The sequence below is a fragment of the Streptomyces sp. NPDC051133 genome, assembly GCF_040682635.1.
GTDB lineage: Bacteria > Actinomycetota > Actinomycetes > Streptomycetales > Streptomycetaceae > Streptomyces.
The window spans coordinates 45,299-68,671 of the sequence record NZ_JBFBBK010000032.1; the positions used below are offsets into that span (position 1 = coordinate 45,299).

26 protein-coding genes are annotated in these 23,373 nt (G+C 71.7%); 20 read left to right on the forward strand and 6 right to left on the reverse strand.

Translation table 11 applies throughout. From position 1 onward, the window contains the following. Positions 1-147: 147 nt before the first annotated feature. The 5 genes from AB0N17_RS29190 (at position 148) to AB0N17_RS29210 (ending at position 3,730) form a co-directional block, all read left to right on the forward strand. Positions 148-1,350 carry a transposase gene (locus tag AB0N17_RS29190; protein ID WP_366014520.1) on the forward strand — a complete coding sequence of 401 codons (1,203 nt, stop codon included), beginning with the start codon at positions 148-150 and terminating at the stop codon, positions 1,348-1,350. Between the two features lie 136 nt (positions 1,351-1,486). Next, on the forward strand, positions 1,487-2,182 hold the full coding sequence (locus tag AB0N17_RS29195; protein WP_366014521.1) for a DUF2993 domain-containing protein: 696 nt from the start codon (positions 1,487-1,489) through the stop codon (positions 2,180-2,182). A gap of 157 nt (positions 2,183-2,339) precedes the next feature. Continuing rightward, positions 2,340-2,420 (forward strand): Ms5788A family Cys-rich leader peptide, encoded by an 81-nt coding sequence (locus tag AB0N17_RS29200; protein WP_350751515.1) that lies wholly within the window; start codon positions 2,340-2,342, stop codon positions 2,418-2,420. Between the two features lie 120 nt (positions 2,421-2,540). Next, complete coding sequence (locus AB0N17_RS29205) at positions 2,541-3,386, forward strand: sulfurtransferase (protein WP_366014522.1); 846 nt, start codon at positions 2,541-2,543, stop codon at positions 3,384-3,386. A 56-nt stretch (positions 3,387-3,442) separates the two neighbouring features. Further along, positions 3,443-3,730 carry a DUF1416 domain-containing protein gene (locus AB0N17_RS29210; RefSeq protein ID WP_004986406.1) on the forward strand — a complete coding sequence of 96 codons (288 nt, stop codon included), beginning with the start codon at positions 3,443-3,445 and terminating at the stop codon, positions 3,728-3,730. 98 nt (positions 3,731-3,828) lie between these two features. Here AB0N17_RS29210 and AB0N17_RS29215 read toward each other — a convergent pair whose 3' ends face one another. Together AB0N17_RS29215 and AB0N17_RS29220 are read right to left on the reverse strand one after the other, a co-directional pair. Beyond that, positions 3,829-4,101, reverse strand: a complete 273-nt coding sequence (locus tag AB0N17_RS29215) for a hypothetical protein (RefSeq protein ID WP_366014523.1) — start codon at positions 4,099-4,101, stop codon at positions 3,829-3,831. Beyond that, complete coding sequence (locus AB0N17_RS29220; RefSeq protein WP_366014524.1) at positions 4,098-4,499, reverse strand: hypothetical protein; 402 nt, start codon at positions 4,497-4,499, stop codon at positions 4,098-4,100. The genes AB0N17_RS29215 and AB0N17_RS29220 overlap by 4 nt, the downstream gene beginning before the upstream one ends. A gap of 168 nt (positions 4,500-4,667) precedes the next feature. Here AB0N17_RS29220 and AB0N17_RS29225 point away from each other — a divergent pair, with 168 nt between their 5' ends. Next, positions 4,668-5,492 (forward strand): helix-turn-helix transcriptional regulator, encoded by an 825-nt coding sequence (locus tag AB0N17_RS29225; RefSeq protein ID WP_366014525.1) that lies wholly within the window; start codon positions 4,668-4,670, stop codon positions 5,490-5,492. Then, a complete protein-coding gene (locus tag AB0N17_RS29230; protein WP_366014526.1) occupies positions 5,489-5,665 on the forward strand; it encodes a DUF397 domain-containing protein in 177 nt (58 codons plus the stop codon). Before AB0N17_RS29225 ends, AB0N17_RS29230 begins: the two co-directional genes overlap by 4 nt. On the opposite strand, the gene dtd is transcribed toward AB0N17_RS29230, so the two are convergent. Next, on the reverse strand, positions 5,662-6,087 hold the full coding sequence (dtd, locus tag AB0N17_RS29235; protein ID WP_366014527.1) for a D-aminoacyl-tRNA deacylase: 426 nt from the start codon (positions 6,085-6,087) through the stop codon (positions 5,662-5,664). The two genes, AB0N17_RS29230 and dtd, sit on opposite strands and share 4 nt — an antisense overlap. Positions 6,088-6,246: 159 nt before the next feature. Between dtd and AB0N17_RS29240 the strand changes: the two genes are divergently transcribed. The 3 genes from AB0N17_RS29240 (at position 6,247) to AB0N17_RS29250 (ending at position 9,429) form a co-directional block, all read left to right on the forward strand. Continuing rightward, positions 6,247-6,849 (forward strand): aerial mycelium formation protein, encoded by a 603-nt coding sequence (locus tag AB0N17_RS29240; RefSeq protein WP_366014528.1) that lies wholly within the window; start codon positions 6,247-6,249, stop codon positions 6,847-6,849. Positions 6,850-6,944: 95 nt separating this feature from the next. Then, complete coding sequence (locus tag AB0N17_RS29245) at positions 6,945-8,183, forward strand: GNAT family N-acetyltransferase (RefSeq protein WP_366014529.1); 1,239 nt, start codon at positions 6,945-6,947, stop codon at positions 8,181-8,183. A 331-nt stretch (positions 8,184-8,514) separates the two neighbouring features. Beyond that, entirely contained in the window at positions 8,515-9,429 is a 915-nt protein-coding gene (locus AB0N17_RS29250) for a GntR family transcriptional regulator (protein WP_366014530.1), read from the forward strand. A 30-nt stretch (positions 9,430-9,459) separates the two neighbouring features. Here the strand turns inward: AB0N17_RS29250 and AB0N17_RS29255 are convergent, their stop codons facing one another. After that, positions 9,460-9,627 (reverse strand): hypothetical protein, encoded by a 168-nt coding sequence (locus tag AB0N17_RS29255; RefSeq protein WP_366014531.1) that lies wholly within the window; start codon positions 9,625-9,627, stop codon positions 9,460-9,462. 133 nt (positions 9,628-9,760) lie between these two features. Here AB0N17_RS29255 and AB0N17_RS29260 point away from each other — a divergent pair, with 133 nt between their 5' ends. The 5 genes from AB0N17_RS29260 to AB0N17_RS29280 all read left to right on the forward strand — a co-directional run bounded on the left by AB0N17_RS29260 (position 9,761) and on the right by AB0N17_RS29280 (position 15,410). Beyond that, positions 9,761-10,642 carry a winged helix-turn-helix domain-containing protein gene (locus tag AB0N17_RS29260; protein ID WP_366014532.1) on the forward strand — a complete coding sequence of 294 codons (882 nt, stop codon included), beginning with the start codon at positions 9,761-9,763 and terminating at the stop codon, positions 10,640-10,642. A gap of 95 nt (positions 10,643-10,737) precedes the next feature. Continuing rightward, positions 10,738-11,403: an HAD family hydrolase gene (locus AB0N17_RS29265; protein ID WP_366014533.1), complete on the forward strand. Its 666-nt coding sequence runs from the start codon at positions 10,738-10,740 to the stop codon at positions 11,401-11,403. Positions 11,404-11,703: 300 nt separating this feature from the next. Beyond that, positions 11,704-14,265: a phosphotransferase gene (locus tag AB0N17_RS29270; protein WP_366014534.1), complete on the forward strand. Its 2,562-nt coding sequence runs from the start codon at positions 11,704-11,706 to the stop codon at positions 14,263-14,265. Next, positions 14,262-14,894: an RraA family protein gene (locus tag AB0N17_RS29275; protein WP_366014535.1), complete on the forward strand. Its 633-nt coding sequence runs from the start codon at positions 14,262-14,264 to the stop codon at positions 14,892-14,894. Before AB0N17_RS29270 ends, AB0N17_RS29275 begins: the two co-directional genes overlap by 4 nt. Positions 14,895-14,906: 12 nt before the next feature. Further along, on the forward strand, positions 14,907-15,410 hold the full coding sequence (locus AB0N17_RS29280) for an HAD domain-containing protein (protein ID WP_366014536.1): 504 nt from the start codon (positions 14,907-14,909) through the stop codon (positions 15,408-15,410). A gap of 298 nt (positions 15,411-15,708) precedes the next feature. On the opposite strand, the gene AB0N17_RS29285 is transcribed toward AB0N17_RS29280, so the two are convergent. Together AB0N17_RS29285 and AB0N17_RS29290 are read right to left on the reverse strand one after the other, a co-directional pair. Further along, positions 15,709-18,075: an excinuclease ABC subunit UvrA gene (locus AB0N17_RS29285; RefSeq protein ID WP_366014537.1), complete on the reverse strand. Its 2,367-nt coding sequence runs from the start codon at positions 18,073-18,075 to the stop codon at positions 15,709-15,711. A 106-nt stretch (positions 18,076-18,181) separates the two neighbouring features. Beyond that, positions 18,182-18,811: a LysE family translocator gene (locus AB0N17_RS29290; protein ID WP_366014538.1), complete on the reverse strand. Its 630-nt coding sequence runs from the start codon at positions 18,809-18,811 to the stop codon at positions 18,182-18,184. Positions 18,812-19,468: 657 nt separating this feature from the next. Between AB0N17_RS29290 and AB0N17_RS29295 the strand changes: the two genes are divergently transcribed. From AB0N17_RS29295 to AB0N17_RS29315, 5 genes are all read left to right on the forward strand, one after another. Next, positions 19,469-20,815 carry a PLP-dependent aminotransferase family protein gene (locus AB0N17_RS29295; RefSeq protein WP_366014581.1) on the forward strand — a complete coding sequence of 449 codons (1,347 nt, stop codon included), beginning with the start codon at positions 19,469-19,471 and terminating at the stop codon, positions 20,813-20,815. 62 nt (positions 20,816-20,877) lie between these two features. Then, positions 20,878-21,249 carry a VOC family protein gene (locus tag AB0N17_RS29300; RefSeq protein WP_366014539.1) on the forward strand — a complete coding sequence of 124 codons (372 nt, stop codon included), beginning with the start codon at positions 20,878-20,880 and terminating at the stop codon, positions 21,247-21,249. A gap of 157 nt (positions 21,250-21,406) precedes the next feature. Further along, on the forward strand, positions 21,407-22,021 hold the full coding sequence (locus AB0N17_RS29305; protein WP_366014540.1) for a DUF1326 domain-containing protein: 615 nt from the start codon (positions 21,407-21,409) through the stop codon (positions 22,019-22,021). Beyond that, positions 22,018-22,776 (forward strand): DUF2182 domain-containing protein, encoded by a 759-nt coding sequence (locus AB0N17_RS29310; RefSeq protein WP_366014541.1) that lies wholly within the window; start codon positions 22,018-22,020, stop codon positions 22,774-22,776. Before AB0N17_RS29305 ends, AB0N17_RS29310 begins: the two co-directional genes overlap by 4 nt. Positions 22,777-22,862: 86 nt before the next feature. Then, entirely contained in the window at positions 22,863-23,345 is a 483-nt protein-coding gene (locus tag AB0N17_RS29315; RefSeq protein ID WP_366014542.1) for a helix-turn-helix transcriptional regulator, read from the forward strand. Positions 23,346-23,373: the final 28 nt, after the last annotated feature.

The window sequence follows — 23,373 nt, forward strand, 5'->3', positions numbered from 1 at the left end:
GATAGATGCCGTCGAACGCGCGCACCCCTGTTCGCTGGTGGGGGTGACGTCGACGCGATCGCGTGCGGGCGTTCGACGCCCGCACATACGGTCTGTGATGAAGGCCGGGCGACTGGGCAGGCTGGGCGTGGGACCGGGGGTGACAGCATGGCGGCAGTGAAGCAGGCTGCCGGAGTCGGCCATGCGCGATACACCTACCGCGTGCGAGTGTCGTCAACCGCCCGGACGGGGTTGCTGGCGGAGTGGGACCGCTGCCGGTGGGTGTGGAACGAGTGTGTGGCCCGTTCGAAGAGGGCCCATGTGGAGGGGGAGGCTTGCGGACCCGCCCGGCTGGACAAGATGTTGACCTCCGCCCGTGCGGTCACACCTTGGCTTGCTGCGGGATCCTCGGTCCCGCAGCAACAGCTGATCCGCGACTTCGGTAAGTCCCGTGCGAAGGCGACGAAGGACATCAAGGACCGGTTGCCGGTCAGGCGACGGGCGGGGATGCCTGGTTACAAGAAGAAGCATGCGACTGATCCGAGCCTGAACTACACCCGGCGCGGCTTTCGACTCAAGGATGGCCGCCTGCATTTGGCCGGCGGCATCGTCCTGACTCCGGTGTGGTCCCGCGGCCTGCCCGCCGAACCCACGTCCGTACGGGTGTACCGGGACAGTGTCGGCGACTGGTATGCCTCGTTCGTTGTCCCCGCCCGGTTCGAGCCGTTGCCCACCACCGGCCTCTCCCTCGGTGTGGACTGGGGTGTGAAGGAGATCGCGACCACCACCAGCGATGCCCATGACCTCCCGCATCCGGAGCTGGGCAGGAAGGCCAAGGGGAAGCTGACCCGGTACGACCGGATGATGGCCCGCCGCAAGTCGAGCAAGGGTCAGTCCGTGTCGAACGGATACCGCAAAGCGAAGAAGTGGCGGGCGAAGGCACACCGGAAGATTGCCCGGCAACGTCAGGACACCGCCCGGAAATGGGCGAAGAAGGTCGTTCGGGATCACGACGTGATCGCTGTGGAGGACTTCCGGCCGAAGTTCCTCACCAAGACCCGCATGGCCCGCAAGGCTGCCGATGCCGCGATCGGCGCCACCAAGCAAGCGCTGATCGAGATGGGACGCAAGCACGGGCGGGACGTACGTCTGGTGCATCCTGCGCACACAACCATGGACTGCGGACGTTGCGGAGCGAGAACCAAGCACGCACTCCCGCTGTCTGAACGTACCTACACGTGCACCCCGTGCGGAGCCGTCTCCCCGAGGGACAAGAATTCCGCCCTGGTGATGCTCGTCCGGGCTGGTCTGGACCCGGCTGGTGCAGAGGGCGTGAGACCACCTGGAGCGCCGCTCCAGGAGGCAGCCTGAGCCAGGAATTCCCTTCCTCCAGGAGGGGAAGCAGTCAAAACCGATCGACAATCGCCGCCCCACCGGATCGGGCGGGGTTACCGTGGCGTACGTCGTACCGCTTCGTACACCGCCGCCGACCCGGGGGAAACACCACATGCGCGCCCTGCGAATACTTCTGGTCCTCGTCGTGATCCTGGGCGTGCTGTTCGTGATCGTGGACCGGGTCGCCGTGCACTTCGCCGAGGGCGAGGCCGCGGACAAGCTGAAGGCGTCGCAGAACCTGGCCTCCACCCCGGACGTGAGCATCAAGGGCTTCCCCTTCCTCACGCAGGTCGCGGGCGGCTCGCTGGACGACGTCCAGGTGGGGATCAAGGACTACGAGGCGACCACCGGCACCGCCGGCGAGAAGATCCGGATCGACGATCTGACGGCCGACATGAAGGGCGTCTCCTTCTCCGGTGACTACAGCTCCGCCACGGCGGCCGACGCGTCCGGTACCGCGACGATCGCCTACGACCAGCTGCTGAACGCCGTCAAGGACGACCCGGTCCGCCTGCCGCTGGGCGCCACCGGCAAGGTGACCGGCCTCTCCTACGGCGGCAACGGCAAGGTCAGGGCCACGGTCGAGGTCGCCGGTGTGCCGCTGCCGGTGCTCGGCACGGCCATGGTCCAGGGCGACACCGTGAAGGTGCACGCCGACGGGCTGCCCAAGTTCGGCAACCAGGCGCTCGACGTCTCCGAGGTGAAGATCGGCGCGCTCCCCGGCGGCATCAAGCTGGACAAGGTGCAGGCCGCCCAGGACGGTGTGGAGGTCACGGTGAAGGGTTCGGACGTCAGGCTCGCGGGGTAGTACCACTGCCGGTGGACAGGAACCGTCCGACTGGCGAGACGATCAGGTCCGCGGAGAAGCCGCGGTGACCTCTTCGTATCCCAGTATTCGGACGATCGTGTCTCGCGATATGACACACCGGTGACATGTCCGCCCGGACGTCCCTACGATCGAGGTCATGAAGCGACAGGCGGATCTCACGAAGCGGCGGGCAGTGGACCTGTGCCGCGTTGCCGCCATGCTCTGTCGCCCCTTCTGAGCGAAAGTCCCCGACTTCCGCATCACACCCCCCGCCCTGCTGGAAGGGCACCCGTGCGCCCCGATGCGCGCACCCCTCTCTACGCACGCCCCGCCGCAACTGCCCCGGAGGAGAAAGAGCATGAGCCGCACCGACGTCCTGGTCGACGCCGACTGGCTGCAGGAGCACCTGGACGACCCGGCCATCGCCATCGTCGAGGTGGACGAGGACACGTCCGCCTACGAGAAGAACCACATCAAGAACGCGATCCGCATCGACTGGACGAAGGACCTCCAGGACCCGGTGCGCCGTGACTTCATCGACCAGGACGGCTTCGAGAAGCTGCTGTCGAAGAAGGGCATCGCCAACGACACCCTGGTGATCCTCTACGGCGGCAACAACAACTGGTTCGCGTCCTACGCCTACTGGTACTTCAAGCTGTACGGCCACGAGAACGTCAAGCTCCTCGACGGCGGCCGCAAGAAGTGGGAGCTGGACGCCCGCGAGCTGGTCGCCGGTGACGACGTCCCCGAGCGCCCGGCCACCGACTACAAGGCCAAGGCCCAGGACACCTCCATCCGCGCCTTCCGTGACGACGTCGTCGCCGCGATCGGCGCGCAGAACCTCGTCGACGTCCGCTCGCCCGACGAGTTCTCCGGCAAGCTGCTCGCCCCGGCCCACCTCCCGCAGGAGCAGTCGCAGCGTCCGGGCCACGTCCCGTCCGCCCGCAACATCCCGTGGTCGAAGAACGCCAACGACGACGGCACCTTCAAGTCGGACGAGGAGCTGAAGGCCCTCTACGCCGAGGAGAGCGTGGACCTCGCCAAGGACACGATCGCCTACTGCCGCATCGGTGAGCGCTCGGCCCTGACCTGGTTCGTGCTGCACGAGCTGCTCGGCGTGGAGAACGTCAAGAACTACGACGGCTCCTGGACCGAGTACGGCTCCCTCGTCGGCGTGCCGATCGAGCTCGGCGCCAACAAGTAAGCCCTCAGGTACCCATCCCGACCGACCTCCCGGTCAGACCCCTCTGGAGAAACAGCATGTGTGGAGCGAAGGCCGGCGGCCCGGACGCCTCGACGATCAAGCCCGGTGAGACCACGATCCAGGGTCAGGTGACCCGCGACGGCGAGCCGGTGACGGGCTACGTCCGTCTGCTGGACTCGACGGGCGAGTTCACCGCGGAGGTTCCGACCTCCGCCACGGGGCAGTTCCGCTTCTACGCGGCCGAGGGCACGTGGACCGTTCGCGCGCTGGTGCCCGGTGGCACCGCGGACCGCACGGTTGTGGCCCAGCAGGGCGGACTCGCCGAGGTCGCCATCGCGGTCTGAGTGCGCAGAGTGCGCTGAGTGCTTCGAGCGCTCTGAGTGACGGCTGAGGGCCGCACCTCCCTCCGGGTTGGACTCCGGGGAGGTGCGGCCTTTCGGCATTACCCGGCGGGCTGCCAACCGGGGAGGAGGATCGCCACGAGCAGCGCGACGACGCAGAGGGCGGTGAGCGCATCGCTCACGGCCGTACTGCCGGCCTTCCGGCGCCCGGGGCGAGGCGGGGGCGAGGGGGCCTCGCGGTCCCGCACGCCGTGCACACCGGGATGGAACGGCGGTAACGCGTAGGCGGGCCACGGGGTCTTCCCGTCCCGCGGTGCCGCCCGTTCCTGCTGCCGCCTGCACTCCTCGTACGGCAGGCCCTGTCCGGCGCTCATGCGCGGTGCTCCTCACGCTGGTGCTGGCGCAGCAGGACGTTCGCGTCGGTCTCGGCGCTGCGGTCGTACGCCGCCCGCGCGGTCTCCCGGCGTCCCGCCAGGCCCGCGCAGGTGCCGCACCCCGGGACGGCCCGCGGCGGCCGGCCGGTCTGTTCCGGGGGCGGGGACAGCGACGGCACGGCTGCGCTGCGGTGGTTGGCGGCCCGGACGCTCGCGCCGAGCCGCTCCTGGTTCGTGGCCGGCCGCAGCGTGTCCGGATCGGCCTCCCACTCCCGCCCGCCGCCGACGGGGCGGAGCATCACGTAGGGACCGGCGCGGTCGCGGTATTCGCCGACCTTGGCCGTCGCCGGGTCGTAGCAGAGGGACCCGGGTCCGAGGGGTTCCGACGCCGTTGTCATCGGGCTCCGCTCCTTTCCATGAACGTCTGTGCGCAGCGCGCACGCAGGACTACGCTGCGTGTTCGGGACGTGACGAGCATGGCGTACGGCGAGGGCGTTCGGGCTGTTGAGCGGCCCAAATTCAACGCTGGGGCCGCCAAATTCAACAAATTCAACAGGAGCGGCGCGATGCCACAGCGACTGGTGATCACGGGGCGGAGTCAGGAGCCGAGGGGGCGGTTCGCCGAGGAGCTGCGGCGCCTGCGGAGCGAGCGCGGCCTGAGCCTGCGGGACCTCGCGAAGGAGGTGGGCTGGGACGCGTCCCAGTTCAGCAAGATGGAGAGCGGGCGGACGCTGGGCGGCCCGGAGGTCGTCCAGGCGCTGGACCAGTTCTACGGGACTCCGGGGTTGCTGGTGACGTTGTGGGAGTTGGCGGTGACGGACCCCAGGCAGTTCAAGGAGCAGTACCGGGGCTACATGGAGCTGGAGTCCGAGGCGGTGAGCCTGTGGCAGTACTCCGTGAGCAGGCCGCCGGGACTTCTCCAGACGGCCGGGTACGCGCGTGAGGCTCTCGCCGCGGGCGGCCTCAAGGGCGACGAACTGGACCAGCAGGTGGAGGCGCGCATCGGGCGGCGGACGGTACTGGAAGGGGACGACCCACCACCGTTCCGCGTCCTCCTCTCGGAGACGGTGCTACGCAACTCGCTGCGTGAGCCGAGGGAATGGAGGAGGCAGTTGGAGCGCCTGGCGGAGGCGGCGGTGCAGCCGAACATCACTCTCCACGTGTTGCCGTTCGGCGCCGGGCTGCACGGCTTGGACAGCACCGACGTGATGTTCCTGCGGCTGCTGGACGGTCGTACCGTGGCCTATGTGGAGAACGACGTGAGCGGTGAACTGATCGAGGATCCAAGCAAGGTTGAGCGTTTCCAGCGCACCTATGATGCGGTGCGCGATCTGGCCCTGTCCCCGGCCGAGTCGCAGAAGTTCGTCCTGCGGATGTTGGAGGAAGCGTGACGTGGCGTAAGAGCAGCTACAGCAACTCGGACGGCGGCAACTGCCTCGAAGTCGCCGAAGGCAACCCCTGCGTCGTCCCCGTCCGCGACAGCAAGGACCCCGCCCGCGGAACCCTCCTCTTCCGGACCGCCGCCTGGGCCGCCTTCGTGGACGGGGTCAAGCGGGAGGACTAGATCTCCAGCAGGACCGTGAAGGGTCCGTCGTTCGTCAGGGACACCCGCATCCGGGCGCCGAAGCGGCCCGTCGCCACCGTCGCGCCGAGCGCCCGCAGCTGGGCCACCACCTCGTCCACGAGCGGCTCGGCGACATCGCCGGGGGCCGCCGCGTTCCAGGTCGGGCGGCGGCCCTTGCGGGCGTCGCCGTAGAGCGTGAACTGGCTGATCACCAGCAGCGGGGCGGCGATGTCGCTGCACGACCTCTCGTCGGCCAGCATCCGGATCGACCAGAGCTTGCGGGCCAGCTGGGCCGCCTTCTCCTTGGTGTCCTCGTGGGTCACCCCGACGAGGACGCACAGCCCCTCGCCCTCGATCGCGCCCACCGTCTCGCCGTCCACGACGACACTCGCGCCGTCCACCCTCTGCACCACCGCTCGCATGCGGACCATGATGCCGGGTGCCCCGTACGACCTCACAGGGGGCCCAATATAGATCTCTTACCGCCCATCTGGGGCCGTTCGGGGGCACTCGGTCACATAGCGGCCACTTGGGGTGGCACGATGCTTGCACACGCCGGTCGAGGGGACGGTCAGAAGCACATGAGCACACCGAGTACCAGCGGGCAGCTGGGGACGCAGGGGTCGTACCGGCCGCCCGCCCAGCGCGCCGACGGCCCCGTGGGTCCGGCGCTGCCCGCGGAGCCTCCCGAGCACGACATGGCCCGGCTGAGCCTGCCCGAACTGCGCGTCCTGCGCCGTGACGCCCAGCGCGACGAGGCGGACCTCAGCTATGTGCGGCGGCTGCTGCAGGGCCGTATCGACATCCTGCGCGCCGAGCTGTGCCGGCGCGGCCGGGCCTCCGTGCCGGCGCCCGCGGACGGCTCCGTGGTGGACCGGCTCCCGGAGATCCTGAAGGACGCCCCGGCCCGCCACCGCTCCTCGGCCCGCCATGTCACGCTCGGCACCCCGCACAACGAGGAGTACCGGCAGCTGGCCGCCGAGATGCTCGGCGAGGTCGAGCTGAGCGATCTCGAGGCGCGTACCGATCTCGAACTGACCAGCGCCATGGGGCGGCTGGTGCGGTACGAGCAGGAGGTCTCCCGGCGCCGCCAGCGGCTGCAGCGCACGGCCGACGACTGCAGCGGGGAGATCGCGCGCCGGTACCGGGAGGGCGAGGCGCAGGTGGACGACCTGCTGACCTGACCACGTACGACCTGGCCACGCACGACCTGAGCGCGCACGACCTGACCACGGAAAACGGGGCGACACCCGGCGGGACGGGTGCCTATCGTGGCCCGATGAGCGACGTGCGCACCGTCACCGAGGCCGACTTCGAGGACTGGCACCGGGCCCTGAACACCGGGTTCCTGCGGCCTCCCGTGTTCACACCCGAGCAGATCGAGGCCCGCCGCAGGCAGTTCGTCCCGGGCCGGCTGCTCGGCGCCTTCGACGACGGCCGGTGCGTGGCCACCTTCCGCTCCTTCGCGCAGGAGCTGACCGCGGTGGGCGGTGCCCCGGTCGCGGCGGACGCCATCTCCAACGTCACCGTGAGCCCCACCCACCGGCGCCGTGGCCTGCTGAGCCGCATGATGGGGCAGGACCTCGCGGCGGCGAAGGAGCGCGGTGACGTCGTCGCCACCCTGATCGCCGCCGAGTACCCGATCTACGGGCGGTACGGCTTCGGGCCCGCGACCTGGACGACCCAGTGGACCGTCGAGGTCACCCGGGCCGGCCTCGACCCGCGCTGGTCGGGCCCGGCGGACGGCGGGCGCATCGACCTGGTGGACGGCGAGGACGTGCGCAAGCTCGGCCCCGAGCTGTACGAGCGGTTCCGCCGCGCCCAGCCCGGCGCGGTCAGCCGCGACGAGCTGTGGTGGCAGGTGCACACCGGGGCGGTCCGCTTCCACGACACGTGGACCGAGCCGTTCTACGCCGTCTACCGCGCGGCCGGCGGCGAGGTCGAGGGCCTGGTCACGTACAGGTCCGACGAGACCTGGAACGGCAAGCAGCCCGAGCAGACCGCCGACGTGCAGAAGCTCGTCGCGACCACTCCGGCGGCCGAGCGGGCGCTGTGGCACTACCTGTGCTCGATCGACTGGATCACCAAGGTCAAGACCGGTTACCGCGGCCCCGACGACCTGCTGCCGCACCTCCTCCCGGACCCGCGCGCGGCCCGGGTCACCGAGCAGGCGGACTGGCTGTGGGTGCGGATCCTGGACGTCGTACGGGCTCTGGAGGCGCGGACGTACGAGGGTGCGGGCTCGCTGGTGCTGGAGGTCGTCGACGGCGCCGGTCTCGCCGGGGGCCGGTTCCGGCTGGAGGCGGGTGCGGGCGGGGCGTCGTGCACGCCGGCGGGCGGCGCGAGCCCCGATCTCACGCTGGACGTGGGCGAGTTGGCCTCGGTGTGGCTCGGCGGGGAGTCGCTGCTGCGGCTCGCCGCGCTCGGCCGGGTCCGGGAACAGCGAGAGGGCGCCGCCCGGAAGGCCGACGCCCTGTTCCGCTCGCCCGGGCGGCCGTGGTGCCCGGACATCTTCTGAAGGCCCCTTTCGCCGACGACACGGTGCCTGTTCATCCGTAGCGAGCTGTTCAGTTGTGGCTGTGCTCTGCGGTGTTCAGTTGTGGCTGTGCCATGTCGTGTTCAGTTGTGGCTGTGCCATGTCGTGTTCAGTTGTGGCTGTGCGCTCCGGTGGCCGTCCCCTGTACGGGCTCCCGGCTCCCCTCCGGATGGGAACCCGTTCGGCCAACCACTGGGAAGCTCGACCATGTCCTGCAAGTTGGCAGCCAACTTCACTGTTCTTATCTCCGCCCTGAACCGTCTCATAACCAGCTGCCGGTGAACTGCCTAAAGATGGCGGGAAGTTGTAGTGTTTGTCCGTGGACCCGGAGCACGCCTCCGTCAGTGGACGGACGAGGCCACAGCGGCCACGCTCGTCCCACCAGGAGATCGCCGACGAACTGCGCAACCGGATCAGGTCCGGTGAGCTGCGGCCGGGTCAGCGCATGCCCACGCAGGCCGAGCTGGCCGACGAGTTCGGCGTGGAGCGCGGCCGGGTGCGGCAGGCGTTGCGCGTCCTGCAGTCGGAGCATCTGCTCACCAACGTCTCCAAGGGCAGCCCGGCCACGGTGGCCGGGGTCCCGGGGCCGGCGCGCCCCTTCGCCGGACCGGCCGCGCCGCCCCAGCCCACCACGGCGGGCCTCGCACCGCGCATCGCGGCGGCCTTCGCCGCGCCCCATGTGGAGATCGACGCGCTCTGTCTGACCGCGGTCTCGCTGACACTGGCCATCGGCGAGCCGCTGCGGGATATCCATGCGAGCCGGCTGAAACCGGCCAAGATCGACGTCCGGGTGCTGCTGCCCAGCCGGGACATCGAGCTGGCCTTCCCCACGCCGGTGGACGCCGACGACGGCGGCCTGCTGCACCGGCGCTGGCTGGCCCAGCGCAACGCGCAGGGCCAGGTGCTGCGGCAGAACCTGCTGGCCCTGCGCACCACGCACGGCATCGACGTGCGGGTCTCCTTCCGTGCCCTGCCCTTCACCCCTCCGGTGAAGCTGTACCTGCTCAACGGGGCGGAGGCGCTGTTCGCGTACTACACGCTGCGGCGCCGGGAGCGGGAGATCGAGCACGAGCATCTGAAGCTGTACGACGCCGACGGCACGCGCTCGATGCTGTTCGCCTTCGAAGAGCGGGCCGGGCAGCGTGACGCGGCGTTCGTGGAGCAGTCGCGTCTGTGGTTCGACGCGCTGTGGGGGACGATCAGTTCGGACTTGCTGCTCAGTTCCTAGTGCCGGACCGGTTCCCGGTGCCGGACCGGTTCACAGGGCCGGGGCCGCGACGAGCACGGCGAGCAGGACGGCCCCGGCCGAGAGGGCCCGGTGGCTCTTGGTCTCGAAGCCGACCGAGATCAGGAGCAGGCCGACGGCGCCGGTGACACCGTATCTCCACTGGACGAGCTGTTCCACGAAGAGGGCAAGGACGGGCACGGTGGTTCTCCCTTCAGAAGATCGACCAACTGGTAAAAGTTGGTAACCAACTTCATCTAAGTTGTCCCCACTTGGTCGGAGTCAATAAACAACTTCTCGGCAACTCCCCAAAGGTGGATGAGAGTTGTAGCGTTTGGTCGTGACTCAGGAGCATGTGGCAGTGAACGGCAGCAGCAGGCTCACGCCCCGGCAGATCGCCGACATCCTGCGCGAACGCATCCGCACCGGCGTGCTGCGGCGCGGCGAGCGGCTGCCCACCCAGGCCGTGCTGGCCGAGGAGTTCGGGGTCGAGCGGGGTGCCGTACGCCAGGCCCTGCGGGCACTGCAGGAGGACGGGCTGCTCAGCAACGTCAGCAAGGGCAGCCCGCCGCGCGTCGCCGAGCCGCAGCCCGCCCGCGAGGAGCCCCAGCCGACCATGGTGGCCCTGGCCCCCCGGCTGACCGAGGCCTTCTCGGCACCGCACGTGCGCATCGACGCCGTCTGCCTGACCGCGCAGAGCCTGATGCCCGCCCTCGGCGAGCCGCTGCGGCTGATCCACGAGGGCCGGCTGCGCCCCGACCGGATCGACGCCCGCATCCTGCTGCCCTCCCGGGACATCAACCTCGCCTTCCCGGTCTCCGTGGACGCCGGCAGCGAGGACGACGACGCCGTCCACCAGCGCTGGCTGGCGATGCGCAACGCCCAGGGGCAGGTGCTCCAGTACAACCTCCAGGCCCTGCGCGGCACCCACGACATCGACGTGCACGTCACCTTCCGGGCGCTGCCGTTCACCCCTCCGGCGAAGCTGTACCTGCTCAACGGGGCGGAGGCGCTGTACGCGTACTACATGATCACCCGTCGCGAGGAGCCCACCGACACCGGGACGCTGGAGATGTACGACACCCTCGGCTCCGAGTCCCTGCTCTTCTCCTTCGAGAAGCGGGCCGGACAGCGGGATGCGGCATTCGTGGAGCAATCGCAGAAGTGGTTCGACGCCCTCTGGGAAACCATCACCAAGGACCTGACACTCTCCTAGTGACTTCTGATGCGACTTCTGCTGCGGCATCTGATGCGACATCCGATGCGAAAGAGATCGAGAAGCTTCGAGAACTGATCACACCGGCCCGGGTCGTGCTGTGGGACCTCGACGGACCGATCTGCCGGCTGTTCGCCGGGCACAAGGCGGAGCGGGTCGCCGAGGACCTGGTGGAGTGGCTGGAAGGGCAGGGCCTGCGCGGACTGCTCACCCCGTCCGAACGGGACTCGCTGGACCCGCAGGTCGTCCTGCGCGCCGTCGGCCGCAGCCGCCCGGGCAGCGACCTCGTCGCCGGACTGGAGGAGCGGCTCACCCAGGAGGAGCTGCGGGCCGCCGCCTCCGCGCTGCCGACCGCCTACGCCGACCCGCTGATCCGCACCTGGTCGGCCGTCGGCGTCCGGCTGGCCGTCACCACCAACAACTCGCCCCTGGCGGCCCGCACCTACCTCGACACCCGCGGCCTCACCGGCTGCTTCGCCCCGCACCTGTACGGCCGTACCGAGGAACTGCACCACCTCAAGCCGCACCCGCACTGCCTGCGCCGCGCCCTGAACGCGATGGGCGCCGCGCCCTCGGCCGCCCTGATGATCGGCGACGCCCCGACGGACCTGGACGCGGCGCGGGAGGCCGGGGTTCCGTTCCTGGGCTACGCGCGTAACGAGGCGAAGGCGAAGGTGCTGCGTGCGGCGGGCGCCGAGCGGGTCGCCCGGTCGTTGGAGCCCTTGCTGAGGTTGCTCCGGAGCGGGCGCGTGGTCGGCTAGCATGCCGACACATCCGAGTCATCGCTCGGATTCCTGCGTACTCGTGCGCAGAGACGCGTACACGCGCGCGGGGAACGGCGACGAGCCGCACCACGGCCGCGGGCCTGGCACAGACGAGTGGCGGACCACCCGCCCGGCCGCTCGGCCGTGCCGTGCGGTCGTACCGGCCACGAGCCGGGAATAGCGTGTCTCCCGCCCTTCCTTTTCGCGCGATCGACCCCGGAGCGGCCAGTGGGCGCACCGCCTGTTCCCCGTGCTGCGGCCGGGGGACACGCAGGCAGAGTTCGGACGGACGCCGCCTTGACGGCGTTCCTGGCCCGCGCGGTCGCGGCGGGGGAGTCGAGTGCCGGCTTCCACCACGCCGACCATGTGCTGCCGCTGACCGAGCCGCTGGCCCGGATGCTCGGCCGGGAGCCCGGCACCCTGGTGACCGTGCGGGTGCGGCGGGCGGACGAGGTGCCGGTCGTCATCCGGACCTGGCCGGGCGAGCCGGAGATCCTGCGGGCGGTGCGGGCGGTGCTGCCCCGGGTGCCCGAGTGCCTGGCCGAGGGCGAGGGCTTCGCCGTGCACAGCTATGTGGAGGGCACCCCGCTGGCGGAGCTGTGCGGACCCGGCAAACCGGTCTCCGGGCCCCTGCTGAAGGAGCTGGCCGAGCTGCTCGCCGCCGTCGTCCAGGTGCGCGGGACGGCGCTGCCGCCGCTGCCGCCCGGCTGGCCGAGCAACCACACCGACTCCCAGGGGTTCCTGCGGACCCTGGCCCACCTCGCCGACCGGCAGATCCGGCGGCCCAACTGGAGCCGCTACGGCGGGCTGTTCGTCGCGCTCGGCGTGCCCGAGGACGCGCTGCTGCGGTTCGCCGACCGGGTACCGTCGATGACCCGCCGGCCGTACGGCCTGCTCCACGGCGACCTGCACCGCGGGAACGTGGTCGTCCCGGCCGCGGGGGAGCGGCTGCACTGCGTCGGCTGGGAGCTGGCCTGCTACGGCGACCCGTTGCACGACCTCGCCGTCCACCTGGTGCGGATGCGCTACCCGGGCCACCAGTGGGACGAGGCCGTCGAGGCGTGGGCCGGCGCGGTGCGCCCCGCCGCCGTGGCCGGCCTGGCCAGGGACCTGCGGCACTACGTCGCCTTCGAGCACGCGCAGTCCCTCTACGCGGAGCTGATCCGTGCGGCCCGCACGCTGGAGGACACCTTCGACCGCCCGGCCCTGGACAGAGCGACGACAGCCGTCCACACGGCCTTCCGGCACGCGGCCAAGCCCCTGTGCCTGGGCCGGGTCCCGGAGAGACCGGAGATCGAGCGGGTGCTGTTCCGCCGGGGCGTGGCCGCGAGGTCACTCGGCGAAGCCCCGCACGGGCGAGCGCCGGCCGGGACGGAACCGCCCCCGCGTCCCACCGCGCGCTCGGCATCCGGGACATCCACCGGGCCCGCTGCCCCGCCGGTCGCCGGGGCGCTCATGAGGACCCCGGCGGGGCCGCCGGTCCGACCCGCCGCGTCACCGGTCGTGAGGGTTGCCGCGGGGCCTGCCGCTCCGGTGGTCGCGGGGGTGCCCGCTGGGACCGCCGTCCTGGGGACGTCCGCTGGGCCCGTTGTCCCGGGAGCGTCCGATGAGTCCGCCGTCGCGGGCGGCCCCGGCGCGCTCGCCGTTCCGGGGGGCGCCGGATCGCCTGTGGAGGTGTCCGCCCGTGTGGGTGCGGCGCCGGTCGTGGGGGTGGCTGCGGGGCCCGCCGTCCTCTCGGCCGCCGGGGTGTTCGAGCGGGGTGGGGTCGGGTGGGTCGTGGACCGGCGGGTGGGTGAGCACGCGGAGTTCCCGTACGACGCCGTCGTCGACGCGCTGCTGCTGGAAGGCGCCGCGCCCGCCGAGCGGGTGTTCAAGGGGGCCGCGCACCTCACCACCGTGCTGCACGTGCCCGGCACCCGCTTCCCCGTGGTCGTCCGCCGTGAGGCGACCGTCGTGCTGCGGCGGGAGCCGAGCTTCCTCAGCGAGCACGCCGTGCTGCAGGCGATCGAGCGGTCCGGGGTGCCGGTGGCCGCACCCCGGGTGCTGGCGCTGGGCACGAGCCATGCCACCGACCCCGTGTACCGCTACCGGGGGGACCGCTTCACCGTCCACACCTACGAGGGCGCCCGCGACCTCGGCGGCAGGCCCCGGCACCCGGTGCACGGGCTGCTGCCGCACGAGGCGGACTGCCTGGTCGACCAGCTGGCCGCGCTGACCGGCGTCGACTACGCGCCGATCGACCCGGTGGCCGACCGCCCCCGCTTCCACGACTGGCTCTGCGAGCAGCTCGTGGCACTGGTCGCCGGCCTGCCCAAGGAGTCCCAGCGGCTGGCCCGCTTCCTCGGCCTGCCCGACGCCCCCCGGCTGCGTGAGATCCTCGCCCGGCACCGCGTCACCGACCGCGCGCCGGCCCTGCTGCACGGCGACCTCAACCCCTGGAACCTGGTCCGCCGGGACGACGGGCCGCCCCTCACCCTCATCGACTGGGAGCTGGCCCTCGTCGGCGACCCGCTGTACGACCTGGTCCGGCACATGCACCTGACCCCGACCCGGCCGGAGATCCGGGACCGCATGTTCCGCCGCTGGCAGACCCGGCTGCCCGAGCGGTTCACCCGGAACTGGCAGCAGGACTGGCCGGTGTACCGGTGGATCGAGACGGTCCGCTCGGCCTACGTCGACCTCGACCGCTCGGTCACCGGAGCGAGCCTGGACGCCCCCAACGTCCGCCGCGCGGTGGAGTCGTACGCCATGACCCTGGCCGCGGCCACCGCCTCCCTGGGCCTGTCCTCGCGCCACCGCGCCCCCCGGCTGACCCGCGCCCTGGCCTGGCCGCCCGGTCCCGGTAGCGTGCCGTCATGACGGACACCGACGCCTTCGCCGCCTTCCGGGACCTCCCCACCACCACCCTCGCCGACCTCCTCGGCCGCGCCCAGGTCATGGACATCGGGATACGGCCGTTGTGGGGGCCGGTACCGCGGGTCGCCGGACCGGCGTTCACCGTGAGCTGCCCGCCCGGCGACAACCTCATGCTGCACGCGGCCGTCCACCGCGCCGCCCCCGGCTCGGTGATCGTGGTCGAGTCCGGTGACCTCGACCACGCGCTGGCCGGTGGCAACGTGTGCGCGGTCGCCCGGCGGCGCGGAGTGGCGGCGTTCGTCGCCGACGGCCTGATCCGCGACCTCGCCGAGGTCCGCGAGCTGGGCTTCCCCGTCTTCGCCCGCGGGATCATCCCGATCCCCGGCGCCAAGAAGGCGGTCCGCCCCCTCGGCCGGCCCGTGCGCTGCGGGGGCGTACGCATCGAGGCCGCGGACCTGGTGGTGGCCGACGAGGAGGGGGTGGTCGTGGTTCCGTCCGCCCGCGCCGGGGAAGTGCTCCGGGGGGCGCGCGCCAAGCTCGCCGAGGAGGCGTCCCAGACGCTGGACGACTGGGAGAAGGCGCACCGGGCACGGATCGACGAGATCCTCGCCGCGCAGGGGTTCCAGGGCTGATCCTGGACGGTGATGCTGCTCTTCCTCGACGTCGACGGTCCGCTCGTGCCGTTCGGGGCGGCGGACCTCGACTATCCGCGCTACCGGGGGCCGTTGGGGGTCGCCGCCGGCCACCCGTTGCTGGCCCGGGTCGACCCCGCGCTGGGCGCCCGGCTCGTCGCGCTGGGCTGCGAGCTGGTGTGGGCCACGACCTGGACGGACGACGCCAACGCCGTGCTCGCGCCCTGGCTGGGCCTGCCCGCACTGCCCGTCGTGGAGTGGCCCGACGAGGACGAGCCACCCGGCCTGCTGCACTGGAAGACCCGGCCCCTGGTGGCCTGGGCGGCCGGACGCCCCTTCATCTGGGTGGACGACGAGATCACCGAGGCCGACCGCGCCTGGACCGCCGTCCACCGCGCCGGTCCGGCCCTCCTGCACCGCGTCGACCACCGGTACGGGCTGACGGCGGCCGACTTCGCGGTGCTGGAGGGGTGGGTGGGGGCGGCCGGGCGTACTCCGCCGGGTGGGAGCCGGTGAGTGGCCTGGCGGCGGGGCGTCACGTCCCAGAGCACTCCGCCGGGTGTCGGCCGGTGAGTGTTTCCGTCGTGGCGAGGAGGTGGGTGGGCGCTGCACCGGGCCGGCCGGTCCTGGTCGCCGCCGCGTCCGGACCACCGTCCGCCATGCCGGTCCGGGCCCGATCCGTCGCGTGGGCCGCCGGCAGGGTCGGACGGCGGCCGGCCTCGCGGCGGAGTGTGTCCGCCGTCCTGGTCCGGGCCTGCTCAGTCGCGGGGGGCCGGCGGCACGGGCTGACAGCAGCCGGCCCCGCGGTGCAGCGTCACGCTCCGACGTATTCCGCCAGGTGCTGACCGGTGAGCGTCGAGCGGGCGGAGATGAGGTCGGCGGGGGTGCCCTCGAAGACGATCCGGCCGCCGTCGTGGCCGGCGCCCGGGCCGAGGTCGATGATCCAGTCGGCGTGGGCCATCACCGCCTGGTGGTGCTCGATGACGATGACCGACTTGCCCGCGTCGACCAACCGGTCCAGCAGGCCCAGCAGTTGCTCCACGTCGGCGAGGTGGAGGCCGGTGGTCGGCTCGTCCAGGACGTAGACACCGCCCTTGTCCGCCATGTGCGTGGCCAGCTTCAGCCGCTGCCGTTCACCGCCCGACAGCGTCGTCAGCGGCTGGCCCAGCGTGAGGTAGCCGAGACCCACGTCGGCCATCCGCTCCAGGATCTTGTGGGCGGCCGGGGTGCGCGCCTCACCGGTGGAGAAGAACTCCTCGGCCTCCGTCACCGGCATGGCGAGGACCTCGCTGATGTCCCGGCCGCCGAGGTGGTACTCCAGGACCGACGCGTCGAACCGCTTCCCGTCGCACTCCTCGCAGGTAGTGGCGACCCCGGCCATGATCGCCAGGTCGGTGTAGATCACGCCGGCGCCGTTGCAGGTGGGGCAGGCACCCTCGGAATTGGCGCTGAACAGGGCCGGCTTGACGCCGTTGGCCTTGGCGAAGGCCTTGCGGATCGGGTCGAGCAGCCCGGTGTACGTCGCCGGGTTGCTGCGCCGGGAGCCGCGGATCGGGCTCTGGTCGATCGACACCACGTCGGCGCCCGCCGGCACCGACCCGTGGATCAGGGAACTCTTGCCCGAGCCCGCGACGCCCGTGACGACGCACAGCACACCGAGCGGCACGTCCACGTCGACGTTGCGCAGGTTGTGCGCCGTTGCCCCGCGGATCTCCAGCGTGCCGCTCGCCTTGCGCACCGTCTCCTTGAGCTTGGCCCGGTCGTCCAGATGACGGCCGGTGAGGGTGTCGCCCCGCCGCAGCCCCTCGACGGTGCCCTCGAAGCAGACGGTGCCGCCCGCCGTACCGGCGCCGGGACCGAGGTCCACGACGTGGTCGGCGATCGCGATCACCTCCGGCTTGTGCTCCACGACCAGCACCGTGTTGCCCTTGTCCCGCAGCCGCAGCAGCAGGCCGTTCATCCGCTGGATGTCGTGCGGGTGCAGACCGGTGGTGGGCTCGTCGAAGACGTAGGTGACGTCGGTGAGCGAGGAGCCGAGGTGCCGGATCATCTTCACCCGCTGCGCCTCACCGCCCGACAGCGTGCCGGCCGGCCGGTCCAGCGAGAGATAGCCGAGGCCGATCTCCACGAACGAGTCCAGCGTGTGCCGCAGCGAGCCGAGCAGCGGCGCCACCGACGGCTCGTCCAGGCCGCCCACCCACTCGGCCAGGTCGCTGATCTGCATCGCGCACGCGTCGGCGATGCTGACCTCCCCGATCTTCGAGGACCGCGCCGCCTCGCTCAGCCGGGTGCCCTCGCACTCGGGACAGGTGGCGAAGGTGACCGCCCGGTCCACGAACTCGCGGATGTGCGGCTGCATCCCCTCCCGGTCCTTGGAGAGCATCGACTTCTGGATCCGCGGGACCAGACCCTCGTAGGTCATGTTGATGCCCGCGATCTTCATCCGGGTCGCCTCGCGGTACAGGAAGTCGTGCAGCTGCTTCTTGGTGAAGGAGCGGATCGGCTTGTCGGCGGGGTAGAGGCCCGACTCGGTGTAGAGCCGGTAGTTCCAGCCGCCCGTCTTGTAGCCGGGTACGGAGAGCGCGCCCTCGTCGAGGGACTTGTTCTCGTCGTAGAGCTGGGTGAGGTCCATGTCGGTGACCGAGCCCCGGCCCTCGCAGCGCGGGCACATGCCGCCGGTGATGCTGAAGCTGCGCCGCTCCTTCACCGTCTGCCCGCCCCGCTCCACGGTGATCGCGCCCGCACCGCTGACCGAGGCGACGTTGAAGGAGTACGCCTTGGGCGGGCCGATGTGCGGCCGGCCGAGCCTGCTGAAGAGGATGCGCAGCATGGCGTTGGCGTCGGTGGCGGTACCGACCGTGGAGCGCGGGTCGGCGCCCATCCGCTGCTGGTCGACGATGATCGCGGTGGTGATCCCGTCGAGGACGTCCACCTCGGGCCGCGCCAGCGTCTGCATGAAGCCCTGCACGAACGCGCTGTAGGTCTCGTTGATCAGCCGCTGCGACTCGGCGGCGATCGTGTCGAAGACCAGTGAGCTCTTGCCCGAGCCGGAGACACCGGTGAACACCGTCAGCCGCCGCTTGGGGATCTCGACGCTGACGTCCTTGAGGTTGTTCTCCCGGGCGCCGTGCACCCGGATCAGGTCGTGGCTGTCGGCTGCGTGCGGTGCGGTGAGGTCCATGCCGGCCACGCTAGCGGGGGCGCGGGAGCAATGCTTCTCTAATCCTGACTCACGGCTAGTCCTGACCCACGGCTAGTCCTGACCCACGGCTAGTCCTGACTCACGGCTAGTCCTGACCCACGGCCAGGGAGACCGCGAGGGCGCCGAGCACCGTGCCCATCAGATACCGCTGCACCTTGAGCCAGGAGGGGCGGCGGGCGAGGAAGACGGCGATGGTGCCGGCGGCCAGGACGATGCCCAGGTTGACCGCGACGCTGACGACGATCTGCACCGAGCCGAGGACGAGACCCTGGAGCAGCACGTGCCCCCGGTCCAGGTCGACGAACTGGGGGATGAGCGACACGTACATGATGGCGATCTTCGGGTTGAGCAGGTTCGTCATCAGGCCCATCGAGAACAGCCTGCGGGGCGAGTCGTGCGGCACGTCCTGCGGGGCGAAGACGGAGACGCCGCCCGGCTTCAGGGCGTTCCAGGCGAGCAGGGCGAGGTAGGCGGCGCCGGCCAGCTTCACCGTGAGGTACAGCTCGGGTACGGCGGTGAAGACCACCGACAGACCCAGGTTCGCGGCGAGCAGGTACACCATGAAGCCCAGTGCCACACCGCCGAGGGAGATCAGCCCGGCCCGCCTGCCCTGGGTGATGCTGCGGGAGACGAGGTAGATCATGTTGGGGCCGGGGGTGAGCACCATGCCGAGTGCCACCGCCGCCACGCCCAGGACGCCGCTCACTTCGACCATCAGGACCCCTTGTTCGCTCGGTGGACGTTCGCTTGGTGGACGTTCGCTTGGTGGACGTTCGCTCGGTGGGCGTTCGTTCGGTGGGCCGAGCGCGCGGCCTCCGCGAGGTCGTGCGCGATGTCATGGACCAGGTGGCGGGCGAGGACCTCGACGGTGAGCCGCGGGTCGGCGAGGCGCGGATCGTGGCGGTCCCAGTCGCCGGCGGGCGAGTGCGGCGAGGCGGTCGGCCAGCGCCGTGGCGGCCCGCCCCAGCTCCCATGCCACCCGCAGCGGCTCCTCGTCCCGGTAGCGCACCTCCGGACCGGCCGCCGACGCCATCGGTGCAATCCGTGGAAGCCCCAGGATCGCATCGAGGCGGAGCGGGAACAGCAGGCACATGTCCCGGACGTGACAGCCCCGCTCCAGGGGCGACCATGCGGGCACACCCGTACGGCGGCTGCTCAGCCCCGGATCCCTCAGTAGCCGCTGCCAGCCCGCCGCGTGCTCGCGCAGCGAGTCGACGAGGGAGTCCCTCGTGTGCGTGGTCGTGTTCACCGGACCTGGGCCCCCTTCCCGACCTCGGGCGGTGACCGGAGCCTATTGCCTGCCTTCGATCGATGCAATCCACATCCATTCCCGCTCATTGCACTCGGTGCAATGCTGTGGTTGGGTGGGCGCGTGAAGGACTACCACAGCGTCGCCGACACGGTGGCCGGGGAGATCGCGGCCGGTGCCCTCCGGCCCGGCGACCGGCTCCCCCCGCAGCGTGAGTTCGCGCGGCAGCGCGGCATCGCCAACTCCACGGCCACGCGCGTGTACCGGGAACTGGCCCGCCGCGGCCTGACCGTGGGCGAGGTCGGGCGCGGCACCTTCGTCCGCACGGCCTCCGCGGGGCCCGCGCCCGGCGCCTTCGCGCTCACCGGAACCGCCGACGGCCGGATCGACCTGGAGCTCAACTATCCGGTCGTGCCCGAACAGAACGCCCTCCTCGCCGACGGGCTCGGCGGGCTGCTGCGGCCCGACGCCCTGGGCGAGGTCCTGCGGCCGGTCGGCGCCTCGGGCCCGGCGGCCGTCCAGGAGTCCTCCGCCGACCTCCTGGCCGCGGGCCGCTGGCGCCCCGACCCGGCACGGATCCTGTTCGCGAGCGGCGGCCGGCAGGCGCTCAACGCCGTCGTCTCCGCCCTCGTGCCGCCGGGCGCGCGGCTCGGCGTCGAGGAGCTGACGTACCCGGTCGTCAAGGCCGTCGCCGCCCGGCTCGGCATCACGCTGGTCCCGCTGGCCATGGACGGTGCCGGGCTGATCCCGGAGGCCGTCGAGGAGGCCCACGCCGCAGCGCCGCTGCACGCCGTCTACGTCCAGCCGAGGCTGCACAACCCGCTCTCGCTCTCGATGCCCGCGCAGCGCGTCGAGCGGCTGGCCGACGTGCTGCTGCGGCTCCGGATCCCCGCGATCGAGGACGCCGTGTGGTCGTTCCTGCGCGACGAACTGCCCCCGCTCGCCGCGTACGCCCCCGAGCTGACCGTCCTGATCGACAGCCTGAGCAAGCGCGTCGCCCCCGGTCTGAACCTCGGCTTCGTGGTGGCGCCCGCAGGCCTGACGGGCGAGATCGTCGCCGCCCTGCGCTCGGGCGGCTGGGCCCCCGCCCGGTTCGCCCTGGAGGCCGCCCACCGCTGGCAGCGGGCCGGCACCGTGCGCAGGCTCGTCGAGGCCAAGCAGCGGGACGCGGCCGTACGGCAGGAGACGGCGGCGGCACACCTCGCCGGGTTCGCCGTGCAGAGCGACCCGCGCTCGTACCACTGCTGGTGGCGGCTGCCCCGCCCGTGGCGCGCGGACACGTTCGTCGCCGCCGCCGCGCGGCACGGCATCGGCGTGGCGCCCGCCGCCGGATTCACGGTCGGCGCCCACCACGCCCCGAACGCCGTCCGCCTCGGCCTCGGCTCACCCCGCCCGGAGGTCCTCTCCCGGGCCCTCGCCACCCTCGCCCAACTCGCCCGCTCCGCACCGGAGGACCTCGTCACCGACTGACCCCGCCCGTCCGGATAACGTCCCCGAGGACAGGAAAGTCCACCGACCGGCTCGGAGGTGCCATGTCCCCGCGGATGGAACTGGCCGCGATCACGCTCGACTGCCCCGACCCACAGGCCCTGGCGGCGTTCTACCAGCAGGCCACCGGCTTCGAACCGCACCCGAAGTCGGACGCCGACTTCGCCGGTCTCACCCGCGCGGACGGGCTCTTCATCGGCTTCCAGCGGGTCGCGGACTACCGGCCGCCGAGCTGGCCCGACCAGGTCGTCCCCCAGCAGCTCCACCTCTGCTTCAAGGTCACGGAGGGCCTGGACGAGGCCGAGGCCCGGCTGCTGGCGCTGGGTGCGGGCAAGCCGGATCACCAGGCGCCCGGGGAGACGTGGCGGGTCCTCACCGATCCCGCCGGGCATCCGTTCTGCATCGTCACGCGCTGACGGGCGTCCGGTCCCGGGCCGGTTGTCCGTGCCGGCCGCGGATCTGCGCGACGGGGGCCGTCGGGAATAGCCTGGAAACGGGCGGCAGCGGGGCGCAACGGCCCCCCGGTTGCCGTCCCTTCACCGAGGGGGACGTGAACGAGGGAGGCCGAGAGCCATGCCCTGGAATCTGAACGGCACGTACCTGGAGAGCTGCAACTGCGACGTGGTGTGCCCGTGCACCACCTCGGGCCTCACCGCCCCGGCCGACCAGGAGCGCTGCCAGGTGACCTTCGCGTTCCACGTGGCCGACGGCGAGGTGGACGGCGTGGACGTCTCCGGCCGCAACGCCGCCGTCTTCATCGACGCGCCCCGGGTGATGGCCGAGGGCGGCTGGCAGGTGGCGCTGTACCTCGACGCCTCGGCCGACGACGACCAGGCGGAGGCGCTGGGCAAGGTCTTCTCCGGCCGGGCCGGCGGCCCGATGGCGGCGCTCGTCCCGCTCATCGGCGAGGTCCTCGGCGTGCAGCGGGTGCCCATCGACTACCACGACGACGGCCGCCGTCACGCCGCGCGGGTGGGCGACGCCATCGACATCCAGATCGAGGACCAGGTCGCCCCGCAGTTCGGCGAGGACGGTCCGGTGATGGGCCTGACCGGCATGTTCCACCCGGTGAACAGCACGCTGACCATCGCCCGGTCCACCCGTGCGACGGGCCAGGGGGTGTACGGCCGGTCCTGGGACTTCTCCGGCGGCAACGGGCATTCGGCGCCCTTCACGTGGTCCGAGTGACCGGTCGGCCGGTCACCGTCCGCGCCGGGGCGGGTCCCGCCGGAGTGCTGCTGGCCGTGGCGGCCGCCGCCTGGGTCTGGGTGGTGACGCGCTGGGGCGGCATGGCGGCGATGCCGGGCACCATGGGCCTGGGCCTGCCCGCCTTCCTGGCCGTGTGGACGCTGATGACGGCCGCGATGATGCTGCCCGCCACCGCACCCGTCGCCGCGCTGTACGCGCGGACCCTCACCGTGTACCGGGCCTCGCGCATGACCGTGTTCACGGTCGCCTACCTGCTCGTCTGGGCCGCGGCCGGGCTGCCGGCGTACGCGCTGGCCGCCGGCCTGGACCGGGTGGCACGTCTCCCCGCCGTGGCGGGGGCCGCGGTGGCCGCGGCCGTCTTCGCGGTCAACGGCGTCTACCAGCTGACGCCCCTCAAGGACCGCTGTCTGGCGAAATGCCGCTCGCCGATCGGGATGATGCTGCGCTACACCTCGTACCCGAAGCCCTCGCGTGATCTGCGCGCCGGAGTCCATCACGGGGCCTTCTGCCTGGGCTGCTGCTGGTCGTTGATGCTGCTGCTGGCGGCGTTCGGCGTGATGAACCTGTGGGCCATGGTGGCCCTGACCCTCGTGATCACCGTGGAGAGGCTGGCTCCGGCCGGCCGCCTGGTGGCCCGTGCCGTGGGGGTCGTCTCGATCGCCCTGGCGGTCGCCGTCTTCTGGGTCCCGGCGCTGGCTCCGGGCCTCATCGGCGGCAGCATGGCCGGCATGTAGCGCCATGGCCGGCGTTCCACCCGGCGCGACACACTCTTGCAAGCGGATGCTTGCAATTGTTAGCGGCGGTGGGGCAAGGTGGAGGCATGGCATCGCTGAACGTCGGCAACCTCGGTGAGTACCTGCGCGAGCAGCGGCGGAACGCCCAGCTCTCGCTGCGGCAGCTCGCCGACGCCGCCGGCGTGTCCAATCCGTACCTGAGCCAGATCGAGCGCGGGCTGCGCAAGCCCAGCGCGGAGGTGCTCCAGCAGGTCGCCAAGGCCCTGCGCATCTCCGCCGAGACGCTGTACGTCCGCGCCGGGATCCTCGACGCCGAACGGGACCGGGACGAGGTGGAGACCCGAGCGGTCATCCTCGCCGATCCTTCGCTGAACGAGCGGCAGAAGCAGGTGCTGCTGCAGATCTACGAGTCCTTCCGGAAAGAGAACGGATTCGGGGGCGGCGAACCGGCGGCGGACGAGGGCGGCGCACCGGTGACGGAGGACGCGGCCGGCGACACCGCCGTGCGCGGCACCCGCACGGCCGGTGCCGACGATGCCGACGCAGGCCCGCGGCGGACGGCCGGATGAGCCGGACCAGGGCTCCGGCCGCCGCACC

Excerpts from the sequence above, each read along its gene's own strand:
- AB0N17_RS29190 (WP_366014520.1), top strand. The coding sequence starts at position 148 with ATGGCGGCAGTGAAGCAGGCTGCCGGAGTCGGCCATGCGCGATACACC.
- AB0N17_RS29195 (WP_366014521.1), top strand. The coding sequence starts at position 1,487 with ATGCGCGCCCTGCGAATACTTCTGGTCCTCGTCGTGATCCTGGGCGTG.
- AB0N17_RS29200 (WP_350751515.1), top strand. The coding sequence starts at position 2,340 with ATGAAGCGACAGGCGGATCTCACGAAGCGGCGGGCAGTGGACCTGTGC.
- AB0N17_RS29205 (WP_366014522.1), top strand. The coding sequence starts at position 2,541 with ATGAGCCGCACCGACGTCCTGGTCGACGCCGACTGGCTGCAGGAGCAC.
- AB0N17_RS29210 (WP_004986406.1), top strand. The coding sequence starts at position 3,443 with ATGTGTGGAGCGAAGGCCGGCGGCCCGGACGCCTCGACGATCAAGCCC.
- AB0N17_RS29215 (WP_366014523.1), bottom strand. The coding sequence starts at position 4,101 with ATGAGCGCCGGACAGGGCCTGCCGTACGAGGAGTGCAGGCGGCAGCAG.
- AB0N17_RS29220 (WP_366014524.1), bottom strand. The coding sequence starts at position 4,499 with ATGACAACGGCGTCGGAACCCCTCGGACCCGGGTCCCTCTGCTACGAC.
- AB0N17_RS29225 (WP_366014525.1), top strand. The coding sequence starts at position 4,668 with ATGCCACAGCGACTGGTGATCACGGGGCGGAGTCAGGAGCCGAGGGGG.
- dtd (WP_366014527.1), bottom strand. The coding sequence starts at position 6,087 with ATGCGAGCGGTGGTGCAGAGGGTGGACGGCGCGAGTGTCGTCGTGGAC.
- AB0N17_RS29240 (WP_366014528.1), top strand. The coding sequence starts at position 6,247 with ATGAGCACACCGAGTACCAGCGGGCAGCTGGGGACGCAGGGGTCGTAC.
- AB0N17_RS29245 (WP_366014529.1), top strand. The coding sequence starts at position 6,945 with ATGAGCGACGTGCGCACCGTCACCGAGGCCGACTTCGAGGACTGGCAC.
- AB0N17_RS29275 (WP_366014535.1), top strand. The coding sequence starts at position 14,262 with ATGACGGACACCGACGCCTTCGCCGCCTTCCGGGACCTCCCCACCACC.
- AB0N17_RS29280 (WP_366014536.1), top strand. The coding sequence starts at position 14,907 with ATGCTGCTCTTCCTCGACGTCGACGGTCCGCTCGTGCCGTTCGGGGCG.
- AB0N17_RS29285 (WP_366014537.1), bottom strand. The coding sequence starts at position 18,075 with ATGGACCTCACCGCACCGCACGCAGCCGACAGCCACGACCTGATCCGG.
- AB0N17_RS29290 (WP_366014538.1), bottom strand. The coding sequence starts at position 18,811 with ATGGTCGAAGTGAGCGGCGTCCTGGGCGTGGCGGCGGTGGCACTCGGC.
- AB0N17_RS29300 (WP_366014539.1), top strand. The coding sequence starts at position 20,878 with ATGTCCCCGCGGATGGAACTGGCCGCGATCACGCTCGACTGCCCCGAC.
- AB0N17_RS29305 (WP_366014540.1), top strand. The coding sequence starts at position 21,407 with ATGCCCTGGAATCTGAACGGCACGTACCTGGAGAGCTGCAACTGCGAC.
- AB0N17_RS29315 (WP_366014542.1), top strand. The coding sequence starts at position 22,863 with ATGGCATCGCTGAACGTCGGCAACCTCGGTGAGTACCTGCGCGAGCAG.